General features: G+C 38.1%; 19 protein-coding genes. 1 reads left to right on the top strand and 18 read right to left on the bottom strand.

Annotated elements, in window-relative coordinates:
* Positions 1 to 6 precede the first annotated feature (6 nt).
* The 4 genes from MKY46_RS04075 to MKY46_RS04060 all read right to left on the bottom strand — a co-directional run bounded on the left by MKY46_RS04075 (position 7) and on the right by MKY46_RS04060 (position 8,112).
* Positions 7 to 3,060: an efflux RND transporter permease subunit gene (locus MKY46_RS04075; RefSeq protein WP_340833797.1), complete on the bottom strand. Its 3,054-nt coding sequence runs from the start codon at positions 3,058 to 3,060 to the stop codon at positions 7 to 9.
* Between the two features lie 181 nt (positions 3,061 to 3,241).
* Entirely contained in the window at positions 3,242 to 4,819 is a 1,578-nt protein-coding gene (locus tag MKY46_RS04070) for a peptide chain release factor 3 (RefSeq protein ID WP_036125928.1), read from the bottom strand.
* Positions 4,820 to 4,953: 134 nt separating this feature from the next.
* On the bottom strand, positions 4,954 to 6,420 hold the full coding sequence (locus MKY46_RS04065; RefSeq protein ID WP_036125930.1) for a UDP-N-acetylmuramoyl-L-alanyl-D-glutamate--2,6-diaminopimelate ligase: 1,467 nt from the start codon (positions 6,418 to 6,420) through the stop codon (positions 4,954 to 4,956).
* A 303-nt stretch (positions 6,421 to 6,723) separates the two neighbouring features.
* Positions 6,724 to 8,112 carry an aldehyde dehydrogenase gene (locus MKY46_RS04060; RefSeq protein ID WP_036125933.1) on the bottom strand — a complete coding sequence of 463 codons (1,389 nt, stop codon included), beginning with the start codon at positions 8,110 to 8,112 and terminating at the stop codon, positions 6,724 to 6,726.
* A 209-nt stretch (positions 8,113 to 8,321) separates the two neighbouring features.
* On the opposite strand from MKY46_RS04060, the gene MKY46_RS04055 reads away from it, so the two are divergent.
* Positions 8,322 to 8,477 carry a hypothetical protein gene (locus MKY46_RS04055; protein WP_170829777.1) on the top strand — a complete coding sequence of 52 codons (156 nt, stop codon included), beginning with the start codon at positions 8,322 to 8,324 and terminating at the stop codon, positions 8,475 to 8,477.
* A gap of 44 nt (positions 8,478 to 8,521) precedes the next feature.
* Here MKY46_RS04055 and ssuE read toward each other — a convergent pair whose 3' ends face one another.
* The 14 genes from ssuE to isdC all read right to left on the bottom strand — a co-directional run bounded on the left by ssuE (position 8,522) and on the right by isdC (position 24,160).
* Positions 8,522 to 9,055, bottom strand: a complete 534-nt coding sequence (gene ssuE, locus MKY46_RS04050; RefSeq protein WP_036125935.1) for an NADPH-dependent FMN reductase — start codon at positions 9,053 to 9,055, stop codon at positions 8,522 to 8,524.
* Between the two features lie 165 nt (positions 9,056 to 9,220).
* Positions 9,221 to 10,561 (bottom strand): dihydrolipoyl dehydrogenase, encoded by a 1,341-nt coding sequence (lpdA, locus tag MKY46_RS04045; protein ID WP_036125937.1) that lies wholly within the window; start codon positions 10,559 to 10,561, stop codon positions 9,221 to 9,223.
* A gap of 397 nt (positions 10,562 to 10,958) precedes the next feature.
* Positions 10,959 to 13,040, bottom strand: coding sequence for a catalase (locus tag MKY46_RS04040; protein ID WP_036126465.1), 2,082 nt, complete (start codon positions 13,038 to 13,040; stop codon positions 10,959 to 10,961).
* A gap of 127 nt (positions 13,041 to 13,167) precedes the next feature.
* Entirely contained in the window at positions 13,168 to 13,743 is a 576-nt protein-coding gene (locus MKY46_RS04035) for an RloB family protein (RefSeq protein WP_036126467.1), read from the bottom strand.
* Positions 13,740 to 15,017 carry an AAA family ATPase gene (locus tag MKY46_RS04030; protein ID WP_036126471.1) on the bottom strand — a complete coding sequence of 426 codons (1,278 nt, stop codon included), beginning with the start codon at positions 15,015 to 15,017 and terminating at the stop codon, positions 13,740 to 13,742. The genes MKY46_RS04035 and MKY46_RS04030 overlap by 4 nt, the downstream gene beginning before the upstream one ends.
* Positions 15,018 to 15,122: 105 nt before the next feature.
* On the bottom strand, positions 15,123 to 16,064 hold the full coding sequence (locus tag MKY46_RS04025) for an NAD-dependent epimerase/dehydratase family protein (RefSeq protein ID WP_036126473.1): 942 nt from the start codon (positions 16,062 to 16,064) through the stop codon (positions 15,123 to 15,125).
* Positions 16,065 to 16,249: 185 nt separating this feature from the next.
* Complete coding sequence (locus MKY46_RS04020) at positions 16,250 to 16,777, bottom strand: YceI family protein (protein WP_036126475.1); 528 nt, start codon at positions 16,775 to 16,777, stop codon at positions 16,250 to 16,252.
* A 415-nt stretch (positions 16,778 to 17,192) separates the two neighbouring features.
* A complete protein-coding gene (srtB, locus tag MKY46_RS04015; RefSeq protein ID WP_036126477.1) occupies positions 17,193 to 17,975 on the bottom strand; it encodes a class B sortase in 783 nt (260 codons plus the stop codon).
* A 12-nt stretch (positions 17,976 to 17,987) separates the two neighbouring features.
* A complete protein-coding gene (locus MKY46_RS04010; RefSeq protein ID WP_036126479.1) occupies positions 17,988 to 18,758 on the bottom strand; it encodes an ABC transporter ATP-binding protein in 771 nt (256 codons plus the stop codon).
* A gap of 6 nt (positions 18,759 to 18,764) precedes the next feature.
* Positions 18,765 to 19,730: a FecCD family ABC transporter permease gene (locus tag MKY46_RS04005; RefSeq protein WP_036126481.1), complete on the bottom strand. Its 966-nt coding sequence runs from the start codon at positions 19,728 to 19,730 to the stop codon at positions 18,765 to 18,767.
* A gap of 94 nt (positions 19,731 to 19,824) precedes the next feature.
* On the bottom strand, positions 19,825 to 20,733 hold the full coding sequence (gene isdE / locus MKY46_RS04000; RefSeq protein WP_036126484.1) for a heme ABC transporter substrate-binding protein IsdE: 909 nt from the start codon (positions 20,731 to 20,733) through the stop codon (positions 19,825 to 19,827).
* 15 nt (positions 20,734 to 20,748) lie between these two features.
* Positions 20,749 to 22,041 carry an NEAT domain-containing protein gene (locus tag MKY46_RS03995; RefSeq protein ID WP_230593933.1) on the bottom strand — a complete coding sequence of 431 codons (1,293 nt, stop codon included), beginning with the start codon at positions 22,039 to 22,041 and terminating at the stop codon, positions 20,749 to 20,751.
* 82 nt (positions 22,042 to 22,123) lie between these two features.
* Positions 22,124 to 23,548 (bottom strand): NEAT domain-containing protein, encoded by a 1,425-nt coding sequence (locus tag MKY46_RS03990; RefSeq protein ID WP_036126486.1) that lies wholly within the window; start codon positions 23,546 to 23,548, stop codon positions 22,124 to 22,126.
* Positions 23,549 to 24,160 (bottom strand): heme uptake protein IsdC, encoded by a 612-nt coding sequence (isdC, locus tag MKY46_RS03985; protein WP_036126490.1) that lies wholly within the window; start codon positions 24,158 to 24,160, stop codon positions 23,549 to 23,551. It lies immediately after the preceding gene.
* Positions 24,161 to 24,333 lie beyond the last annotated feature (173 nt).

The following is a 24,333-nucleotide window of genomic DNA, read 5'->3' as shown; positions in this document are numbered from 1 at the left end:
TGAAATCTAGCGCATCTTTCTTGTTTCTTTATCCACTAAACTATAGATAATCGGTACAATGTACAATGTTAGCAATGTCGAGGTGACAAGGCCTCCAATAACCGCAATCCCCATCGGTTGGTTCATCTCTGTCCCTTCACCAATACCAAGCGCTAGTGGAAACAGTCCCAAAATAGTCGTTAATGCTGTCATTAAAATCGGTCGAAGACGATCTTGGCTAGCCAGTAAAATAGCTTCATAAGCAGACATGCCCTTCGCCTTTAGCTGGTTAATATAATCGACAAGCACAATGCCATTGTTCACGACAATCCCTACAAGCACTAAAATACCGATGACAGACGTCACACCGATTAAAGTATGTGTTGCGAACATAGCAATCGCCACACCGATGATCATTAATGGGACTGTAAACATGATGACAAACGGATATTTAAATGACTCAAATTGCGCAGCCATTACAATATAAACTAGTACGATTGCTAGCATAACTGCTAATAGCATATCGTCAATTGCACTATCATAAAGCTCTCGATCCCCACTAAAAACAATTTGAGTAGCAGGCGGTAAATGAACTTGGGTCAATGCTTTATCTACTTTTGCCGAAATGCCGCCCAATGATTCCTTTGTTTCATAATCTACAAAAAAGGCTACTGCTGCTGCCTGATCAGAACGACGAATGGACACGGGTCCCTCTTGTATAGATACAGTAGCAACATCCTCTAATTTCACAAACAACCCTGCTGGAGAACGAAGCTGCATGGCTTTTAGCGCATCTATACTCGTATTAAATACCTGTCCAAAACCCGTATAAACGGGTAATACAGCGCCGTCCTCAGTAAGTAGTTGAGACGTTAATTGTCCTTTTGTCATTTGGTTCACGGTTTGAGCAATTTGTGCTGGGATAAAACCGTAGTCTTTTGCTTTTTCTCGATCAACCTCAATTTGAATCTCTGGCACAGTCTGGTCTAGATCCGTTGAAACCTTTGTTACTTCTTGAATCGCTTGTAGCTCTTGCTGCACTTTTTTAACAGTGTGCTGTAGCCTTTGTTCATCTGAGTCTGTTAATCGGAACGTTAATGTATGTGGTGACGAACCCGTTGCTGTTGATACATTAAATGTAATATCAGCTTGCTCTCCAAGCTCTCCCTTTATATCTTGCTCCAGCTCTTCCACAAATTCAAAAATGGAACGTTGCCTTTCTGCTAATGGTACTAGTTTGACATACATTTCAGCTTGATTGGCGCTCGTTTGTCCACGCGCTTGGGATTGTTGCGTACCCCCAATTAAGCTAACATAAACATCCACATCTTTTTCCTGCTTCAAGCGCTCCTCAATATGCTTCACTACCTTTTCTGTTTCCGATACAGCGACACCTTTTTCAAGATTGACACTTATAGATGTGAATCCTTCATCGGTAGGTGGTAAAAATTCTGTACCAATTCTAGTCAGCACAAATAAGGATAAACCAAAGCACATCACCGTGAAAATTAGAATTAGCAGTCGATGCCGTAATACCCATACAATAGAGGATTTATAATGGTTGTAAAATTTAGAGCTACTGCGCTGCTCATAAAAATTGGTATTTTTCATTTTTAAAAGACGACTTGCTAGCATTGGGACGACAGTAAGCGCAACTACTAGAGAAGCGATTAGGCTGAACGAAATCGTTAGGGCGAATTCTGTAAATATTTGTCCAATCAATCCTTCGATAAACATAACAGGAATGAATACGGCTATAGTAGTTAACGTGGAAGCCGTAATAGCAAGTGCAACCTCCTTAGTTCCTTCCTGCGCTGCAGTAATAGGATCCTTTTCTAGCCCTAAATGTCTTTCGATATTTTCAATAACAACAATGGCATTATCCACTAGCATACCGATGCCCAGTGCAAGAGCACCTAATGTCATGATGTTAAGGGTAAAATCAGCAAAAAACATCAACACAAATGTCACAATAACCGAATAAGGAATAGCAATACCAATAATGATTGGACTCTTTACACTACGTAAAAAAACAAATAGGATGAACATCGCAAATAATCCACCTAAAATTAAAGAAGAGCCAATGTTATTAATAGCTAAATCTACATAATTACCTTGATCGACAAGAATGTCTGCCGTGATTCCCTTATATTGCTCTTTCTTTAGTAGTTCATCTAATGTTTGCTGAAACGCTTTCGAAACTTCTGCTGTATTCGCGCCAGATTCCTGTAAAACGGACATAAGGACTGCTGGATGCTCATTGGCACGAGTTGTCGTAATAGATTGTTGCTCTGTCCTCTCTACGGTTGCAAGATCGCTCACAGTTAGCGCTTCACCTGTTAACGGGTTCACTGAAACGATCAAACTTGCAATACTTTCAGGTGACGATAATGTACTTACAATACGTGTTGTTAACAGCTTACCATCATCTGTTGAAACAGGTTCACCAGGGAGAGATACATTATTCGCTTGGATAATTTGTATAATGTCTGCTTGTGTTAAGCCTTTTTCCACTAGCTTTGCTTCGTCTAATATTATTTGTACTTCCTCGATCAACTTGCCAGAAACATTTACACTTGCAACACCCTCTGTCCGTCGCAGTTCTTTTTCTAAGTCCTCTGCTAATAAACGTACATCTACATCATTATTTTCTGCACGTAATGATAGTTGAATAATGGGAAATTGAGACGGATCAAACTTTAAAAAACTAGGCTTGCCCGCATCATTTGGCAGTGGTGTCATATCAATTCGCTGTAAAATATCGAGTTGGATATCTTCCATATTCGTGGACCAATTAAACTCAAGCATAATTAAATTAGAGCCTTCTTGTGAGGTTGACTGTAGTTTTTTTATGCCAGGTAAGGTGGCAAGTGTAGCCTCTAATGGTTTCGTTATCTTCTCATTCACCTCTGTTGGACTTGCCCCAGGATAAGAAGTGACAACAACACCTATGGGGGGATTTAACTCTGGAATTAACGTAATCGGTATTTTTAATAAGGAGACACCGCCTAACAGGATGACAAAAAGCATCGTAACAATTGTAAAGACGGGTCTTTTAATGGAAAAATGACTAATATTCATATAAACAAACTCCTTTTTCTACCTCTTCCTTTCTAGGATAGCCGATTTATAAATGAGCTAAGCCCCCTTCAATTAGTTCGTCGTGCAATATATTTCCTAATACTGTCTATATTCTACAAACAGTGTCAATTTTCCTTGCAAAAAAACACGAATCGCAAAATTGTCGATTCGTGTTTGGTAATTATAGAAGGCTATAAAGTTTAATGTTTTCGTTTTTATCAGCAAACCAGCGCATGGCAAACTCATTTTCAAATAGGAAAACAAGATTATCAAAGCGGTCTTTCACTAGCATAGATCGACCAGAAGACATGGACTCTTTAACATCCTCTTCGTTTTCAATCCATCGTGCAATTTTAGAACCGATTGGCTCCATTCTTACTTCCACATTGTATTCATTTTTCATACGATGCTCAAACACTTCAAATTGTAATTGACCAACTGCACCAAGAATGACTTCCTCTGTATGCAGCGTTTTATAATATTGAATAGCACCCTCTTGTACCAATTGTAAAATCCCTTTATGGAATTGCTTTGATTTCATTACGTTTTTCGCTGTTACACGTACGAATAGCTCTGGTGTAAACTGCGGTAATTTTTCAAATTGGAATGTTTTCTTGCCACCTACAACAGTGTCCCCAATTTGGTAAGTTCCTGTATCATATAACCCAATAATATCTCCCGCAACCGCTTCATCTACGGTCTCACGATCATCTGCAAGGAATTGTGTAGATTGAGTCACTTTAAATGACTTACCTGTACGAGCTAATGTCATATTCATTCCGCGCTCAAATTTACCAGAAACAATGCGTACAAAGGCAATGCGGTCACGGTGGGCAGGATTCATATTGGCTTGAATTTTGAAAATGAAACCTGAAAACTCATTATGTTCAACAGGATCAATAAATTGCTCATCTTCGGTAATTCTAGGCTGAGGTGTCGGTGCAAATTGTAAATAGGTTTCAAGGAACGTTTGCACACCAAAGTTTGTTAATGCTGAACCAAAAAATACAGGTGTTAATTCTCCACGACGAATTTTTTCCTCAGAATAGGCATTTCCAGCTTCATCTAGCAGTAAAACATCATCCATTGCTTGTGAATAATAAGAAGTAACTTTCATTGGATGCTCCACAGCAAGCTCTCCATTGTCGTCAATTGGTAAGAATCGTTCAGCTTCATCTGTACGGAATTGCTCAATACGTTTATTATAACGATCGTAAATACCAAGAAACTCTTTCCCCATACCGATTGGCCAGTTCATAGGATAAGCGTTTATGCCAAGTACTTCTTCAAGCTCTTCTATTAACTCAAGTGGCTCTTTCCCTTGACGATCCAATTTGTTGATAAATGTAAAAATAGGGATACCACGCATTTTACAAACTTTAAATAGCTTTAATGTTTGGGCCTCGATCCCTTTGGCAGCATCCACTACCATGACAGCACTATCCACAGCCATTAATGTACGATATGTGTCCTCAGAGAAATCTTGGTGACCAGGGGTATCCAAAATATTCACACGAGAACCATTATAATCAAATTGCATTACGGATGAAGTAACCGAAATCCCACGTTGCTTTTCAATTTCCATCCAGTCAGACGTTGCATACTTACCTGTTTTTTTCCCTTTTACTGTCCCTGCGTCACGAATGGCACCACCAAATAGTAAAAGCTTTTCTGTAATCGTCGTTTTCCCAGCATCAGGGTGACTGATAATGGCAAAAGTACGACGTGATAGTATATCTTTTTCTAAATTTGAATTCATCTCGTCATTCTCCTTTTTTCATACTTAATAATAATAAAAGAAGACTTGCCTTTCGTACAACCTTTTTACATGAAATCTCAAAAAAGAAAACCCTTTAGTTCAACTAAAAGGGTTTCCTAACATTTAATCTTTCATTAAACAAATTTTAATCGGCCAGCTTCTATTGCAATTTCTGCATCACTATGTGGAAATTTTGTATCTTCAATAATTTGATAATCCTCATGACCTTTACCAGCAAAAATAATCATATCTCCTGGTTCGGCAACCTCAATGGCATGACGTACTGCCTCTGCCCGATCCCCGATACAAGCATAATGGTCATGAAGCATCCCTTTGGCAAGATCGCCCGTAATGCTATCATAGTCCTCATAGCGTGGATCATCTGTCGTCAAAATGACATATTCTGCAGCAGACGCTTTTTCAGCCATCGCAGGACGTTTCGATTTATCACGATTGCCACCTGTTCCAACTAAGAAAATCAGCTTACCCTTTTTATAAGGCTGTGCCGCTTCAATCGCTTTTTCAATTGCATCTGGTGTATGGGCATAATCAATAAAAATTTGTACAGGTAAATCTGAACAAACTTTCTCCATACGACCTTTAACTGGCGGTAGTTGCTCTATTTGCTCAATAATGGACTCCATAGAATACCCACGACCGTAAAATGCAATCATAGCTGCCAACACATTGTAAATATTAAATTCACCAAGCAAATTCATTTTTACACGATAAATCCCTTCTGGCATTTCCACATCAAACAAAGTCATATAGTCGTGATATTCACAGTTAATGGCACGGAAATCGGCCTTTTCATTTTTTAAACCATATGTCCACACTGGAAATGGTGTCATTGCGGCATAGCGCTCTGACCAAGCATCATCAGCATTTAAGACAACAAATTTGCTCTTTTCTAAATCTTGTCCAAGTTGGGAAAATAATAAGCCTTTTGCATGGCCATATTCCTCCATCGTACCATGGAAATCAAGATGATCATGTGTTAGATTTGTGAAAATAGCGATATCATAATCAACACCTGCTAAACGTCCAAGTGCTAAGCCATGTGATGAAACTTCCATCGTCATTAAACGACAACCTTCCATTTTTGCTCGGAAAATCATTTGTTGTGTCGATAAAGCATCACTCGTTGTATTGGCAGATTCATATAAAATACCATTTAAATTAAAACCGATTGTGCCGGATAAAGCGGATTTTTCGCCCATACCATGCATGATATTTTGAATAATTCCTGTTACGGATGTTTTACCATTCGTTCCAGTTACTCCAATCATCGTTATATCCTTAGAAGGATAATCAAAAAACTTTGCGGCTAATAAGCCTACCGCACGATCTGTATCTCTGACAATCACTTGTGCAATTGTCTCTCCTAACGGTAATTGACGTTCTGTTACAACGATTGTTGCGCCACCATCCACTGCCTTTTGCGCATAATCATGCCCATCCACTGTGTAACCTTTGATACAAACAAACATGCTATTTGGTTGCACACTTCTTGAGTCAATTACAATATCACTAACTTGATCTGGCAACACGCCAATTATTTTTTTCAAAGGTAATGCGCTTAACAATTCCTCTGCATACATTTCATAGTCCTCCAATCAATCTCTACACTCATATCATCATTTTTGATTACTCGACAAAAAACGACAAGATGAATACCCCCACGTTCTATTGAACTTATTTTACTACTTATTTCATGATAAATAAAATGCCTCAGATGTGTTTTTTCAACGAAAACGCTTTCATTTAAAGAAATAATTATGTTTTCTTCGAAATTTTCATTTATAATCACAAATCGACGATTTTCGACATAATTAGGAAGATTTTTTGAGGACAAAGAGGTTATTTTTCAAGGGAGACATCCTAAGATATCTCCCTTCTAATTTCTATTTCATAATGGACCGCACAATTTTCACTTTTTGTTTATATGGTGGGAACAATACATTTGTCTCAAGCTTAGAGGACTTCTTTAAAATGGATTTAGGATGTGTAAAGTTTTCAAAGCTTGCTTTGCCATGGTACGCTTTCACACCAGATGGTCCAACACCACCAAATGGTAAATGTAAATTTCCAACATGGGTGATGGTATCGTTTATACATCCACCACCGAAGGGTAATTCCTCCAAAAAGTATTGTATGGCCTTTTCATGTTCTGAGAAGAAATATGCCGCCAAAGGCTTTGGTAATTGACGAATTTGATGAATCGCCAGTGGTAACTCATTATACATCATAACAGGTAAAATAGGACCAAAGAGTTCTTCCTGCATAGATGGGCTTGTCCATTTTACATACTCGATGATTGTTGGCTCAACATATAAATCATCACGATCAATTCGGCCGCCAAATGTAATGGCATCTCGTTCTTCCTTGATAATTTGTTGTAAACGATCGAATTGTCTCAAATTCACAATACGTCCGTAATCAGGGCTTTTTAAAGGATTTTTGCCATAAAACGATCGGATCGTTTCTTTTAAGATTTTCATAAAACGGTCATAAACATCTTTATGAACAAGTAAATAATCGGGGGCCACACATGTTTGCCCAGTATTTGTAAATTTCCCCCATACAATCCGCTTTGCTGCTACTTCTAAGTTTGCAGTTTGATCGACAATCGCTGGACTTTTTCCACCAAGCTCTAAAGCAATTGGTGTCAAACGTTCTGCTGCTGCCTTTGCTATCACTTTTCCAACAGCTACACTGCCTGTAAAGAAAATGTAATCAAAGGACGCATGAATAAGAGCTGTTACTTCTTCTTTTTCACCTTCTACCACACGTACATAGGAGGAATGAAACGTTTCTTCAATTATTTTTTTCACAATAGCTGCTGTATGGACAGACGCTTCTGACGGCTTGACAATTGCTGTGTTCCCTCCAACAATGGCACCAATTAATGGTTCCATAACTAGTTGAAATGGATAATTAAACGGTCCAATAATTAATGTGACACCATAGGGTTCACGAACAATGAAGCTTTTGCCCATTTGATATTGTATCGGTGTTTTAACTGCTTCTGGCTCCATCCATTCTTCTACATGCTTTACCATATATGAAATACTATCTAAAACAATGCCAATTTCAGTTGCATATGCTTCAAATTCGCTTTTACGAAGATCTAAATACAGCGCATTCAAGATGTCTTTTTCGTATTTTAAAATGGAATTTTTTAACTTTTTTAATTGTTCTTTTCGAAACTTTACACTTTTTGTTGCACGAGAAAAATAAAATTGACGCTGCTCTGTAATCATATTTTCCACATCTTGTGACGTAAAATTCATCAATAAAGCACCCCTTTTTTTAAAATGCCATACATAGTTTTTTCATTTTGAAACAAACTATCATTGTCTATACGATACAACATCGGAGGGCAAAAATCCTCTTTCTGCATCGGGGGTGAAATGGCTTTATGTGAAAATGAAATGTTTTAGTTTTTTTATCTCGGGAAATATACAACTACATATTAAAACTGAAATGGGGGCGTAGATGAATGACAACAACAACTGGGACATGGTGGGAGTCCATATTTTCTGGACCATTATCACACGGAATTTGTGAAGAAAAATTATTGCTATTGCAAGATGAAGCTTTTTTATATCTCTCTACAATACCTATGGAGAATGAAGAAAATATTGAAATCAATTAAAGAAAGCGCATTATAGGATGCCCCTATAATGCGCTTTTACCACGTTAATTAACGATTAACACTTTCTGTAATTGTTCTAACACCGCTTCCAATCTGCTGCTAGCCTCTTCTTCAATCGCAAAGCCACCTTCCTCAAGGCGAATAATTTGTTTATCCACAATATAAACAGAATGGGTAATTGATGTTGCTCCAAGCACAGCTAAAACTGGCTTTAATGCATATTCTAATGCCAATAAATGACCGATTGAACCTCCTACAGCAATAGGAAGTACGATCTTCCCAAGCAAGGCTTTTTGAGGCAGTAAATCCAAGTAGGTCTTCAAAATACCTGTATAGGAAGCTTTATAAATAGGGGTTAGTATGACAATAAAATCAGCTTGCTCAACATGCGCATTTTCTGCTTGGATTTCCTTACTGGCAAAATTGGCAGTGAGTAAATCGGTAGCTGGTAGTTCATGTACATAATTGGAATGTACCTCTATTCCTCGCGCAATAAAATGATTTTCCACCTTTTCATGAATGGCTGTAACTCTAGAATTTTTCGAATTGCTCCCATTCAAAATAACTGCTTTTGTCATTTTTCCCACTCCTTTTAATCATTGTCATTAAAAAAGGCTTCTATTTTACAATCAGGCGGATTACCGTTTTGTAAAATAGAAGCCTCTAGTTGCCTAGTCAACTCTAATACCAAGTATTCTTATAAAATTAATCTAACATAAATTCTCTGAATGTCAATAGCTTTTTTATGATTGGTGAATTGCTTTCCCAAAAACAGCCTTTGCGGCATCTCCAATATGCTCCGACACCGTTGGATGTGGGAAGATCATCTGCGCAAGTGATTGGGCTGTACCACCTGCATTTTTTGTTGCCAATATAGCATTAAGCATTTCTGTGGCACCATCAGCTACAACACATGCACCTAAAATTTGACCACTTTCCTCTGCTGTAATTAACTTCACAAAGCCTTCTGTATTCCCCTCCATTAATGCCTTAGGATTTGTCTGTAGTGGCATTTTGGTCACGGTGTAAGGTATTGTGACCTGCTCCTCTAATAAACCAAATGTAGCAATTTCCGGATGTGTATAAACGCAACGAGGAATTGAATTTTGGTCAATTGGTGTTGGCTGTTTGCCCACAATATAATCGACAACGTAAATGCCTTCAGCACTGGCAGAATGCGCTAGCTGATAACCATCTACTAAGTCGCCTATGGCATAAACATGTGGCTGGCTTGTCTGTAAATGTTCATCCACTGCAATTAATCGACCATCTAAAGTTAAGCCTAATTGCTGAGCGATTTCTGTATTGGGACGACGACCAGTTGCAAATAAGAGATTTTCATATGTATAAGCACCTTTAGATGTATGGATGCTATTGCCTTCAAACTTTTCAAACTTGAAATCTGTCACAAGCTCGATATTAAGTTTTTTCATTTTTTCACGAATCAGCGGTCTTGCTTCAGCCTCTTCCGTTTGTAATATGTCCTCACTATGATTCAGCAACGTTACCTTTGTACCAAGTGGCGCTAAACTAAAGGCCATTTCAACTGCAATTACCCCACCCCCAATAATGGTTAATTGAGCTGGTAACTCGTCTATATCAAAAAATGTATCCGTTGTAAAATAGGTCGAAGTTGCTAAACCCTCAAATGGGGGGACAAATGGTTTACTACCTGTCGCTAAAATAATATCTGTAGCCATTATCGTCTCATTCCCAATTGTAATCGTTAAATCCTTTGCGACAGAGGCCTCACCACGATATAAAGTAATCTGATTGCTGACAATATAGTGCTCAATATTGTTTAACAGCTCTTGAATAATTGTATCTTTTCGCTGCATCAATCGAGGAAATTGAATTTCCACTTGAGGCACTTCAATTCCCCAGCTCGTCCCTCGTTTAATTTCCTGTACAAGCTTACTATGCTCTAATAAAATTTTTGAAGGAATGCAGCCAACATTATAACAAGCTCCCCCTAGCTTATCCCGTTCGATGAGAGCAACCTTTTTGCCATGTTTCGCTGCATGTATGGCAGCCACATAGCCACCTGGCCCCGCTCCAATGATAGCAATATCAAATTTTTCCATAATTTTCACCTCATGTACCACCATATCATTCGCAAAATTTGAATGCAATAACAGACAGAGGAAAAGCCTCTCATTCAATGAAAGGCCTTTTGACATGCACAATATTTACTTACCTTTTGTGAGTATTTCACTTCTCGTTCCGCGAGTATTTCTCTTCGTTCCGTGAGTTTTCACTCCGTTCCGCGAGTATTTCTCTTCGTTCCGTGAGTTTTCTCTCCGTTCCGCGAGTATTTCTCTTCGTTCCGCGAGTATTTCTCTCCGTTCCGCGAGTATTTCTCTCCGTTCCGCGAGTATTTCTCTTCGTTCCGCGAGTAGTTCTCTTCGTTCCGCGAGTAGTTCTCTTCGTTCCGCGAGTATTTCTCTTCGTTCTGAAAGTATTCGCTACTCACGGATCTATTTAATAGATATTTCGTTGCCAAAATCGTTGCTGGGCAATGGCTGCTACGAACTTTTTAGCAAAATCCTTGTTACCTGTTGCTAACACAATGCCAGGGCCTACGTTTGCATTGGACATATTGAAGAAAGTTGTGCCAGTAGCAGCAAATCCGATCGGCTTAAAGTGACGATATGCTTCATTGATATAATTGACGATATAAGTATTGAATTTCGCCTGATTGCTTGCCTTTACCCCAACAACATATAACGAGTCGAATAATACAGCATCAGTTGTGATAAATGTGTCAGTAGCCGTTAATTGAACCCCATTATTCCCTGTCACAACACCTAGTCGATCGGAGATAATGCTGTAGCGTACACCTTGCCTTGTTAAATATTTCAATACTTCACCGACCTCATTTGCATCAAAGCCATCGCCAATTAAGACTCCGACCTTAAGTGTATAAGGCAATTTAATGGTATTGGCTTGACTAAGTGCTGGTGAGGAGGCTGTGACCTTGGACTGTTCTCCTGTAGGGCGATTAACGCCAACATTGTCTGCCACTGTTGTAGCCATTGCTTTATCTACATGGACAAACATATCCACAACTTGCTGACGAACTGATTTACTCTTCACTTTTCCTACCTCGAAGCTAAATGCCTCTATAATATGTTGTTTTTCAGGTGGGGACATGCTGTTCCAAAAGAGTCTTGCTTGTGAAAAATGATCATCAAAGGATTTACTGCGTGCTCTTGTGATGCGTCCCTCAACCTTTTCTTCATAATGAACATATCCCCCTTCCCTTGCAGTAGAAGTGGCGGGTGTATTATTAGCCAGCGAATTTTTATGATAACTCACTCTTCCTAAATTAATGGTCTGTCGACTAAAGCCATTCCGCTGATTATTATGCACTGGGCAAACCGGTCGATTAATGGGAATTTCTGCAAAGTTTGGTCCACCTAGACGGATTAACTGTGTGTCTAAGTATGAAAATAATCGTCCCTGTAACAGAGGATCATTCGTAAAGTCTATGCCTGGTACAACGCTACCTGGGTGGAAGGCAACTTGCTCTGTTTCAGCAAAAACATTATCCACATTACGATTTAAGGTCATTTTGCCAATCTTCTTCACTGGCACTATTTCCTCTGGCCAAAGCTTTGTCGCATCTAAAATATCAAAATCAAATTTAAATTCATCTTCAGGTTCAAGAATTTGGACAGCTAACTCAAACTCTGGATAATCGCCAATTTCGATGGCTTCCCATAAATCTCGTCGCTGAAAATCGGGGTCCTTCCCAGCAATTATCTGGGCTTCATCCCAAACGAGAGAATGTACACCGAGTACAGGCTTCCAATGGAATTTGACAAATCTCGATCTTCCCTTGTCATTGACGAAGCGGAATGTATGCACGCCGAAACCTTCCATCATACGAAAGCTTCGCGGAATGGCACGGTCAGACATCACCCACATCACCATATGCGCAATTTCCTGATTATTGGCTACAAAATCCCAAAAGGTATCGTGTGCAGAGGCTGCTTGCGGCATATCATTGTGTGGCTCAGGCTTTACGGCATGAATTAAATCGGGAAACTTAATGGCATCCTGAATAAAAAAAACAGGAATATTATTACCGACTAAATCATAATTTCCTTCATCCGTATAAAACTTCGTTGCAAATCCGCGTACATCACGAGCTGTGTCCATCGATCCTAAGCTCCCTACCACTGTTGAAAACCTGACAAACACAGGTGTTTTCTTTTTCGGATCCTGCAAAAATTTCGCCTTCGTATACTCTGCCATGGATTCATACAATTCAAACTCGCCATGTGCTGCAAAACCTCTGGCATGTACGACGCGCTCTGGAATACGTTCATGATCAAAATGGGTAATTTTTTCTCTAAGATGAAAATCCTCCATAATTGTTGGCCCACGAACGCCTGCCTTAAGCGAATCCTCATCATTGGACACCCTTAGCCCCTGATTGGTTGTCATTCTCGTGCCTTCATTCTCGACACGGAATGGCTCTAGTTGCTGATCCTTGGCATTCTCCTCTAGATTTTTGCGTTGATTCGACTTTGAGTTATCCACACAATCCCCTTTCATCTATTTACTACTTTCGCTCCATATACACTATATGTTTTGGAAAAATAAACATGCTTTCGTTTCGACAATGCATTGTGTAAAAATAAAAAAGCAGGTCTCTATTTGGAAATAGAAAACCTACTCACGCTTAAAATATGTATCGTATCATTTCATGTATGTTACAGTAAGGGTTGTCGCGGCTCTCCGTCTTTCGAAGAGCCATCATGTCTGTACAATTTTTAATCGCTACCTCATGTCGTAATGCGATGGGGGCAATAATGGATTCATCTGCCTTGTGACGGAAATAACGACTTACGCCAAGATGCTGTTCCATCTTGTCATTCAAGACAGCACGAGGATACTTTTCTGAACTGTCGACTTCCTCAAAATGCAGGAGTAGCCACAATTCAAATGCTTCATTGGTATAGGCAATGCGAATATTTTTTTCCTCGCAAAATTGATTGACTTCCTCTAATTGCTTTTCGGTTAAGTCATCCTTATCAAAAACAATCCAAACCTCATCAAAATATTGATAGCTGGAATCTCGATAAGCATGTTGAGCAAGCTTAATAGCTGAACGTTTAACGTTTTTTATTTTGACACTAACCATTTTAGAGCGCTTTAATATACGCATTTGTTCAAAATAAATACGTTCTGTCTCACCTTCACAATAAATTAAAATCGTTTTACGCAGTGTTCGGCTCCCTTGTTGACGTACTCTCAAGGCTCAGATACCTCCGCTTCTTCTAAATATTGTTCAGATAAATACTCATTGATAACAGGCATTGCACCAAACTCACCTTTTATATAGCGTTTCGCATAAGAAAGATCTCCACGCTTCTTTTGTAAATCTGCAAAATCAAATAAAGAGTAAAGCTCTGATTCATTTTTAAAGCTTTTATTAACAAACCAAATTTGATCTGAACGCAATGGCTGATCTAGCAATTCTATTTCATGACTTGTCACGATAAATTGATTATTTCGATTGCGTTTGCTGTTCATAATGGCCATTAAAAACTCACAAATCGACACATGGAATGCCGTATCGAATTCGTCTATAAAAATCGTTTTTCCTTTATTATAAGCATCCACCATCACACATGCTAAATGTAGCATTCGTACTGTGCCTTTCGAATCCATTGTCCAATTAATCGTTTCCGTTCCTATCGGTGCACCTGCTTCATCAAATGATAAGTAATGTAGGTCAATATCTACTTCTTGAATCACCTCAGACGATTCATACTCATAACCAACTGTATTTTTCTCTCGACGTTCCACACGTCTGGCCGTGACATCTTGAATGGATAGGTCTGCAATTTTAAGGAGTTTGATCACTTCTTTTTTAAAGGGCTTCTCTTCAAGTTTACGAATTAGAGGATGACTTGATAACCGATTTGCTTCATCAAGAAATAGAATTTTATGTAAAAACCAATCGAATATCTTTAAAGCATCTGAATCATTAAAAACATGCAAGACAGACAAAAAGGCCGTATTGTTACGTGTATATTTTGTCAGCTCCTGTGCACTCGTTTGAGCTGTTTCATATGAATATTGTGTACCATCCCATTGTCTGACAAACAGCTCTTCTTTTTGTGACTTGTTCGTCTTCACAAGACGCTCATAGAGAACTTGAGAAGCATTGTACTGTATTTCATAATCATAAAGAGCACCATCTAAAAAAAGCGATATCATAAACTCTGTTGGTGTGCCCTGCTGTCTTCCTAACTTAAACGGTTGATAGGGTAAACGTAACTGCTTAACATTATTTAAATTTTCAAAATTAAAAAGCAAAGTACGTAATACTTTAATAGCCGTAAAAAGATTGGATTTCCCACTACCATTTGGTCCAAAAATAAATGCACTTTTCACAAGTCGAAGTGAATCAAATTGAATGGTATGAGTATCCTTCCATTTTCGCAGACGGCTGCCCGCTACCATTGAAAATAACGTATCATCTTTATAACTTAAACAATTTTTCACTCTAAAATCTACAAGCATCAATAAGCCTCCGTCCACAACCATTTCTTTAATGAATTATTATACTATAGACATAGAAAAAGACATATTACACGATGTAATATGCCTACATAATTTAAATGCCCTTTAGCCACTATTTTGTTGAATTTCTGCTAGTTTTTCATTTTGTAATGCATGCAATGTACGTTCGATTCCTTCTGCAAAAGAAGTTTTTGGCCTCCAGCCAATGGCCTTGGCTAATTTGTCGTTATTTAAAAATGAATGTTCGATATCTCCTTCACGTGCAGGGGCATATTGAATTTCAAGTGGGTGATTTAAATGTTGCAGCAGTAAGATGACTTGGTGAATAGACCAAGCTTCATTTGTGGATACATTATACGTGCCTTGCAAACGGGCAGATACACCAGCGTAAATAGCATCTGCAATATCATCGACATAAATGAAATCTCGTGTTTGTTCACCGTCACCATAAATCGTAAAAGGTTTGCCTGCCATACTGCTTTTTAGCATACTTGGGATCACTGCTGCTTCGCCCTGCATTTGTTGCCTTGGACCAAAAACATTAGCAAATCTGTAGATGAGAATAGGTAAACGATAATCTTTATGCCATTTCTCACAGTAGGTTTCCCCAATGCTCTTATTGAGTCCATACATAGATATCGGTTCACAGACATCTGTTTCTTCTAATGGCGGATAATGACTATCTCCATACACCGATGCTGACGAAGCAAAAACAAAATGCTGTACATTATACTTAGAAGCTAAAAAAAGCATTTGGCTTAGCCCAACGATATTTGTCAAAATATCCTTTACTGGCTCTTGGATGGATTGTTGTACGCTCGTTTGTGCCGCACAATGGATGACTACATCAAAATGTATTTCTTTAAAAAGATGCTCACAAACCTCATCCTCTACATTTAAAAGATAGGATTTATGCTCAAAGTCAACATTTCGTAAATGACCCGTACTTAAATTATCAATAATATAAATTGTTGCACCTTCTTCGAAAAAACGCCTACCTACGGCACTGCCAATAAAACCATAGCCACCTGTCACTAATACATTCATCCTATCGCCCCCAAAAACAATATGATGATTTATATGCAGTAATTACTAAAAATATGCAAGAAACTTATTTGATGGTAATTTCTAACAGAATAGCATTACTAGAATGATTAACTAAAAAACGTCTATATTTTTCTATATAAAAAGCATGCTTGAAAATTACTTCAAGCATGCTCTATCATCTATTTTTAAGCTGGGTTTATTTCTAATTCAACAGTTACTTTAATATCTTTTCCAACAAGAACCCCACCCGTTTCTAACGCTGCGTTCCAAGTTAGGCCAAAGTCTTCACGATTGATTGTTGTTTCAGCTTCAAAACCATATACTTCTTGTCCCCATGGATTTGTACCTTTTCCATTGAATTCTGTATCAAACGTTACGGACTTTGTCACGCCTTTAATTGTTAAATCACCAGTTACTGCATATTCATCTCCTGCTTTTTTAGCAATGTTTGTCGATTTAAATGTAATTGTTGGATATTTTTCAGCATCAAAGAAATCTTCTGCTTTTAAATGATTATCACGATCCTCACTACGTGTATTAATACTCGCTGGATCAATTGTAAAGTTAATGTTAGCAGTTGTTAAGTCTGCAAGGTCTGTCGCTTCAATATCAGCTGAATAGCTATCAAATACGCCTTTAACTTTTGATACCATCATGTGTTTTACTTGAAAGTTTACTGCTGAGTGTCCTAAATCAATGTTCCATTTTGCCATTATAAATTCCTCCAAATAAGTTGATTTTATCTCGATTTCGAGATATATTTTAAAATATGAAGCAACTACAGTATTTATGTTACCCAAAACAGAATTGGATAAACATTTGTAGTTACTCGATTGGTTAAACATTATGATTACGAAAAGCAATCAATTACTTTCTGTAACTTACTATATATTAATAATCAAGTTACGTCAAGTAATTTTAAAAATAAAAAAGGATATCCAAATTATCGGTACATCCTTTCAGACAGTAGAGATCATTCTGTCTACTGATATAAGCTTTTATGAAGGTTTAAATATGAAGAGGTGACAATGAGATGAAGGCAAGCTCCAACTCGCTGTGAAAAATCAAGGTTGGAGCTATTTTTGCCAACAAGCTTAAAGGTTCACCCACCCTTTGCATTTCTTCCCCTCAACGCTTGACTAACTTGCCTTGCACGACAAAGCGATGGTCGTCACTTAAAACCGCATCCTTACAAGTAGATAACGTCAGAATTTTATCGTCTGGACTTAGATCGACATTCATCTGAATAGAAGATCGCTGTTGTATCTCCTCTATAAAGTTTTGGTAAGCTTCATTGTTGGCAAAGTCGGTCTCAATATAATAGAAATCAATCGTCGTCTCATATGCAGCAAAAACCTCAATATCATAGCCCTCATATAAGGTATCAAGATATAGGATGGGATGCTCATCTGCATAGTCTTGCTTTAAGTAATTTTTTAAACTACCGAACATCGTCTCGTTCTTCATGGCATGACCATATAAAATCGTATTTTTGTTCATGTCTAGTATTTGATTTCGATAATCCATAAAAACACTGCCTGCACGACTCTCCTTATTTTTAAAGTTATGATTTAAATAATAGTCATTATTGTCAGCTTGTAAAATTGGATTATTCAGCTTTGTTCCATCTACTGAAATCCACCCAATAATTTGAGGATTAATCGCCAATAAATCAAGGAACTGTGGTCGTATAGTGAATGCTGATACATCATTTGTTGTTTCTGTCTCCTCGATTTGTTCTGCTGGTTGTTCTTCATTAGCTGCTAATGTGGCCTGATAAATATCCTGTACTTCTTTTAATGATTTTGACGTTTCGTAGTACGTATATAGATACTTTGCAAGTGAAAAAACAGAAAATAAAAATATGCCTAAATATAGCAGTGTTAGCAACTTGGATACTTTCTTCTTCATCGGATTACCTTCTTATATTCCCATTGGCATCATATAATAGCCAAGCTGTTTATCTTCATTAAAAATTGCATCCACTCCATACACTTCTTTAATCATATCTTTCGTAATCACATCACGTGGCGCACCCTCTGCAAAAATTTGACCTTCCTTCATCAAAATAATATGGTCGCTATAGCGAATGGCTTGATTAATATCATGTAGTACCATGATAATCGTTAAACCATGCTGCTCGTTTAATGTTTTCACCAGCTCTAGCAATTCTATTTGATAGTATATATCCAAATAGGTTGTAGGCTCATCTAAACATAATATTTCTGACTGTTGTGCTAATGCCATAGCAATCCACACTCGCTGCCGCTCTCCACCTGATAACGCCTCTAAACTTGTTGTACCTTTATGCTGTAAATTTGTACAGGCAAGTGCCCATTCAATGGCTTTTGAGTCCTCATCGTGATTCTTTTTTAGCATTGTTTGGTGTGGCAAACGACCAAACCCAACTAGTTTTTCAATCGTTAAATCTCTCGGTATGTCATTTTGTTGATACACAATGGCCAGTTTTTTAGCAAATTCTTTCGGCTTATAGTGCAGTAAATCTTTATTTTCTAACGAGACAGTTCCTGATTTAGGTGAATGAAGGCGAGAGATAACACTTAATAATGTAGATTTCCCACAGCCATTTGGGCCAATGATTGTCGTAATTTTCCCTTGGACAATCGTTGTTGAAACACCATTTAAATGGTTACGTGTATTATCATGCGATACAATGATGTCTTGTATATCCATGTTTCGTCACTCTTTTCGTAATAAGAATATTAAGAATGGACCACCTATGATTGCCATAATGGTAGAGGCTGGAATTTCAATAGGTGCAATAATTGTCCGGCCAATCGTGTCTGCTACTAAAATTAATAAGGCACCAGCAAGTGCTGTAAAAGGAATAAGCACAAGATGGTCATGCCCAACCAATCTGCGTGCAATATGAGGTACTAATAGCCCCACAAACGAAATAACTCCAGCCACAACAACTGAAACAGCCGCTAATAGAACAGCGACAGCGGCAATCAGTAAGCGTGCCCGTGCTACTTGAAACCCTAAACTTTTGACTGTTTTATCTTGCAATATAAGCAAATTACACCAACTATATAATGCAAATGCGCCAATTAATCCGATTGTCCCATAGGTCACAATCGTAGAGACATCTTTCCATGTACGCATCGTTAAATTAGAACCGATTACACTGGAAGCTGACGTGTTCAAGGAACCACCTAAGCTAATAAGTGCCTCTGTTAATCCTGTAAACATGGCGTTAATGGCAATCCCCACTAAGATCAATTTAAGTGGACTCAAGCCGGATTTCCACGAAAGTGCAAATACGAGTGAACAAGCCAATGCACCACCCATAAATGCTAAGACAGGTGTCATAAAAAATAATGCGGGGAAAAAGGCAATGATAGAGAGCTGTACAAATGCTGCACCAGAAGATATCCCAATGACACCAGCATCAGCCAAAGGATTACGCATCACAGATTGTAAAAGCACCCCAGAGACTGAAAGTGCTGCACCTGCAAATAATGCCACAATGATACGTGGAAACCTTAAATCTCGTATAGCCTCCATTTGGCTATTCCCTTCCTCAAATAATGCCCCTATAAACTCGAAAAAGCCCATTTTTATACTACCTGTTGTAGCTGAATAAACGATTGTCACTAGTAATAAAACAGTTACAATTAAAAAACTGACGATTCTTTTTGTCATATTGGATTTCCTTTTTTATGTTTATATTCTCTCAGGATAAGAAAAACGCTCTATGACGAGTAGTAATACATCATACGAGCGACAATTCTAGTTACTATTTACGATAGAAGATTTCCATCAGTTGTCCTAAAGCTTGAGGTACCTGTAAGGAGGCTGTCGTCCCGAATAATTCTTCCTCTAAATCATACACTTTACCGCTTTTCACTGCATCGAAATGTTTCCAAATATCATTTGTTTTAAATTCCTCATCAAACATTTTCACAACCTCATCAGGCATACCATGTGATAAGCGTAAAATAATATCAGGATTACTGCTATGTAAATGCTCCGTATTTGAAGATAAATATTCGGCATCTTGCCCTTCCATGACATTGATTCCTCCTGCTCGTTTAACAAGATCCCCTGCATAAGAGTTTTCAGTTGCGACTAAATAGCTTCCTGGAATGCCAAGTAAAATTAAGACACGAGGCCCCTCTTTATTCGCAGCAACACCTTGAACAGCTTCCATATTTTTCTGTAAATCCTGCACTAATTCCTCAGCTTGTGCTACACGATCATAGCGTTCACCAAGTGTTGTGATTTCCGTTAACATCGCATCAACACTTTGTAAATTTAAAAAGTCTACAGGAATATTTAACTGTTTAAACTTATCCTGTAAATCGTACTCTAAAGTCGATACCGATAATACTTCTGTCGGATTCAATGATTTCACAATTTCCATATCAGGCTCCATTGCATTACCAATGGTCGGCAAATCATCAAAACGTTTGGCTAATTGCTTTTCCGTTTCTGGTACTGCGATTGCGTCAAGCTCCAACTTATCTAGAATATCTGCCACTACAACTGTTCCAGCAATGATTCGTTGCTCACTCTCTTCAGCTACTTGTTCACTTACTGCAACTGTTTTATCCTTTGTTGCTGGTTTGTCACTGCCACTACAAGCAGCAAGAAGCAGTGATAGTAATGTCATTAACAGTATCCCAATTTTCCAATCCTTTTTCATTATGTCATCTCCTACTTATTTCTGCTCAGTACGATCTTTTTTGGCTTTTTTAATACGGCGAATGAGTAACCAACCTGATACAAGGCAAATAGCGATTAGCAACATAATTTTTACAATGTTTAGCGGCTCGATCTGCTGCTTTGCCGTAGAATGGTTCACTACCTTATCAGTGGCAACCTCTTCTTTTTTGTTTTCCTCTGCTGCCTCTCCCTCTGCTTCGTCCACTGATTCATCCAGTGTCCGATCAAATGCTAGTTTTTCTTCCTGTGGTACAACAAGCATCGATTGGGTAGTGGGTACTGTCGATGTAGCCGAGTTCGCTTCCTTCTTCACATTGTTTTGTTCCGACGGCGTTTGCACTTGCTTTTGCACTTGCTCTTTTCCTACTACTTCTGCTGTTTTATCACTGTCTTTGGGTTCGGAGGATACTTCTTCTGAAGGTTTATCTAAAATCTTTGCAACCTGTGCTGGATCAAATACTAATTGAACAAAATATTGATGATGATAAGAAATATCAGGAATATCGACCTTCACCCACAATCGTAATGGTTGTGTTAAATCTTCAACCTTAAATTCCACGATTCGTACATTATCTAAAAGTGAAAGTAGTTTAGGTTCAACTTGCTGTCCTTTATAATCTACCGTTAATCCTGTGATCCAAGCTGATTGTAAAATCGTCATTTGTGCGTAGTATCTACCATCTTTTTCGATCACCTTTGCCACTGGATTCACATAGCTATTCATAATAGAGGGCTCTTGTTTACCATCTACCATTAACTCATAATCCAATGACCATTCCTGGCCCATTGTTCCTTCTGAATTTATTCCCTCAGCCACTTCTTCACTACCTTCACCTTGTGGAATATTTGGTGACAGTGTCTGCACTTTGAGGCGAAGCTCTTGGGAAAACGAAGCATATTGTTCTTCTGTTGCAAGCTCTATATTGCCCTTTAGGACAATTGGTTGTTGTAAGGCTAAAACATCAAACTGAACTAAATTTTCTATTTTATCTAGTGTAAAAGAAAGCTCATTGCCTTGCTGCTCGATATGTATATCTCTTATAGGATTGAGTTCTTCAAGTTTCATCGTTAATTGATATTGCCCATCCTTAACTGCGAGTGTTGCTACTTGTTTGAAAATACTTCCTTCAAAGCCTTCGATTGGAGAAAAACTTAGTTCAACTTGATAACTACCATCTGCAATAACAGATTCCTCTGCTTCTGCTTCTAGAAAAATGAATGGAGAAAAAAAGATTAATAAAATTGTACAAACAGCCACTATGCAAAGGTTATTTTTTTTTAGAATCATTGCATCATAGCCTCCCATTTCTTTAAAAGCACAGGAACTTCCTTCCCCATCAATATGAGAAAGGAAGTTGCTGTGAAGATCATTATTTGTTGATGTATTGTAATGAACCATTTAAAATTTTTGCCATATGTGAACGTTTTAATGGGCTATTTGCATCAATAACTGTTTTACCATCTGCAGTAGGTGAACCAGTCATCACTTTACCTGCATATAGAAGTGCAAAGGCCTTTTTCGCTTCTTCATCTTTCACTTTTGCCCCATCAGCATAGTAAGAAAGACTTGGGTCGCCAAAGTTCATTTCTTTACCTGCTACATGTGTTACTGTGCGATAAATCATCACAGCTGCTTGTTGACGAGTTAATGTGTCATTTGGATTAAAGTTTGTTGCTTTTTTAACAATCCCAGCTTCCGCTAATGCATTTATAGCTTGAACAGCTTCTGCACTAAGCTTACCTGTATCTTTAAATCCTGCATCTTTTGTAGAAGAGACGTTCAATGCACGTGCCACCATTAAGGCAAATTGAGAACGTGTAATGTTATTGTTTGGATTAAAGTTGTCTTGTCCTTTAACAATTCCTAAGCTGTAAAGTGATAGGATGGCTTCTTTATTCGCATCTTTACTAATATCTTTAAATGGATTTATAACTGGCTTTACTGCACCTTCGACAGCAAAACTAAATTGTACTGTATGATTCGAGTCATACTTCACACCTTGTGCTGGTTCATTAACAACGATGTGTAATTGAGCATTCACAAGTTTCTTTAAATCTGCTACTTCAAATGAGTAAGTGCGTGCATTTGTAGCATCATCTTGTTTCACTAGTGTTGCTTCTTTCCCCTCTACAGTAAAACCTTTTACATATTGGCCTTGAGGGAATGTCATTGTCACAATATTTTTACCGTCTTTAGCAGAAACGCCTACTTTCGGTGCAATATATTGTTTCATCATAGATTCTTCTGTTGTACCATTTTTGTAAACAGTAACAGCTACTTCATCCACTTTTACTTCTTCTTTTACTTCTTTCACTGCTTTTAAATCAAAATCATACCATTTGTCCATATTTGCAGAAGGAACAACCACATGGATTTTTGCTGATTTTACTTCATCAACAACAACAGGGAAACTGTATGTAATTGTGCCATCACTATTTTTCACTTCTGTAGCATCTACAAATTTATCACCTTGCTTTGTTTGTAGACCTGCAATCATTGGTGCTGATTTAGCTGTAATCGTTAAATTCGCTTCAAATTTTCCATCTTTTTCAACGATTGAACCCTGTGGTACTAGATGAGAGCTAATAGCAGGTTGTGCTTCTGTTGTACCAGGTTTGAAGATTTGGAAATTGATAACTGCTGCCGTTTTGTCAGCTTTTGTTGCTTCTGCCTTCACTTCAGTATTTGTAGTTACTACCTCTGCTGCCGATGCAAAAGATGGGACTGAAAGAGATGCCGCTAGCAATGAAGCTAGTACTATTTTAGTTGCGCGAGATTGACGTTTTTTAGTCATTTATTGACCCTCCGTTTTTGTTTGGTATTTTTTTTTATAAAGTAAAAATGCTGATCCCACTAAAGCAACAATTAATAGATAAGGTGTTGCGTCACCTGTCTGTGGGTTCGGCACTTGACTTTCTGTAGTAGATGCTTGGGGTGACTTTGATTCATTTTGTGTTGCTTGTTGCGTTGTAGCAGCTGGGCTAGCAGTCGATACGGCATCAAATACAAGCGATACACTGTATTCATGGTGATAATTAATATCATCAATATCAATTTTCATAGCTGTTACTACTGGTTTTGATAAATCATTAACTGTGAATTGTACAGTGCGAGTATCTGCTGCTTTATCTTCACTCACAACAGTTGCTCCACCAGGTGGTTGAAATTTCGTAATCCACGCACTGCTTTTTAAAGTAATTTGTACTATAGCAGTACCATTTTTCACTGTTACATTTGCTGGTTTTACAAAATAATCGTTGGCAATGGATGCAGAGTTACTGTCAGGTTTATTGACCTGATATTTTATCGAATGTGTGCCATCAGCCAGTTGAGCAGATGCTTGTGTCAACCCTAAGTTAACGACAATAATACTAACAAGCATGATCAACATGAGCATTTTCTTCATGTATTGCACGCCTCCCTTGGTCATAGTAAAACATCATAATTGAAAAAAATATCCTCATGAAAGCACTTTCACCTAAACGAAAATTATTCTCAATTACGATTCTACTCCCAAGAATAATCGTTGATACCAGTGTATGTCAACCGTTAAACCAAATTCGTCCTCAATATGTCAAA

This window comes from Lysinibacillus sp. FSL M8-0355 (assembly GCF_038008985.1).
Lineage (GTDB): Bacteria > Bacillota > Bacilli > Bacillales_A > Planococcaceae > Lysinibacillus > Lysinibacillus fusiformis_D.
Note: the sequence above shows the minus strand (reverse complement) of the source record. Positions and strands in the feature narration are given on the sequence as shown.